The organism is Streptococcus infantis (assembly GCF_001579645.1).
Taxonomy (GTDB): domain Bacteria; phylum Bacillota; class Bacilli; order Lactobacillales; family Streptococcaceae; genus Streptococcus; species Streptococcus infantis_E.
In genome coordinates this window covers 1-767 of the sequence record NZ_LQZF01000184.1, presented here as the reverse complement: position 1 = coordinate 767, position 767 = coordinate 1, and the positions used below count along the sequence as shown (strand labels likewise).

Genomic DNA, 767 nt, shown 5'->3' with positions numbered 1-767 from the left:
CGATATGATGGAATATCAACGCGTTTTCCGTCAACAAGGATGTGACCGTGGTTTACGAATTGACGAGCTTGACGACGAGTAGTCGCAAGACCAAGACGGTAAACAACGTTATCCAAACGGCGTTCCAAAAGAAGCATGAAGTTGAAACCTAGGATTCCGCCTTTGATTTTTGTAGCTTGTACGAACAAGTTACGGAATTGTTTTTCACCTACACCGTAAGTGAAGCGAAGTTTTTGTTTTTCAGCCAATTGCAAACCGTATTCTGACAATTTAGAACGGTTGTTTGGTCCGTGTTGTCCTGGTACGTAGTTACGACGTGCCAATTCTTTACCTGTACCTGTAAGTGAAAGGCCAAGGCGACGAGCTTGTTTCCAAGATGGTCCTGTATAACGTGACATGTGAATGTCCTCCTGATATAAATAATATTTCGGTGGAAATAGTCACTTAGAAAGCCCTGATTCGTGCAGATGCCCTTCGCCTAAACAGCCAAGGTTACTTATTATAAGACACCTGTTGACGAGCTTCATGCTTTCCTGCTGATATTTCACACAAAGTCCATTTTACCATGAATGACTAGATTTGTAAAGGGGTTTTAAGCTTTATGTTTGTGTCTATTCTTTTGAGGTAGTAAAAAAATACATCAAAAACGGAAATATCAAAATAAGACTAAACAATTCACTTGCTCAGTCTTGACATCTACTAAAATTTCTGATAGTATTAATCTTACTGATAAACAAGCGCCAATTGTTTATCTTTATGGCTCTTTG

General features: G+C 39.2%; 1 protein-coding gene. It reads right to left on the bottom strand.

Annotation, left to right across the window (positions count from 1 at the left end):
• Positions 1-398 (bottom strand): 30S ribosomal protein S4 (rpsD, locus tag SINDD18_RS10010; RefSeq protein WP_065203274.1); only part of this gene is annotated, 398 nt, incomplete at its 3' end.
• Positions 399-767: the final 369 nt, after the last annotated feature.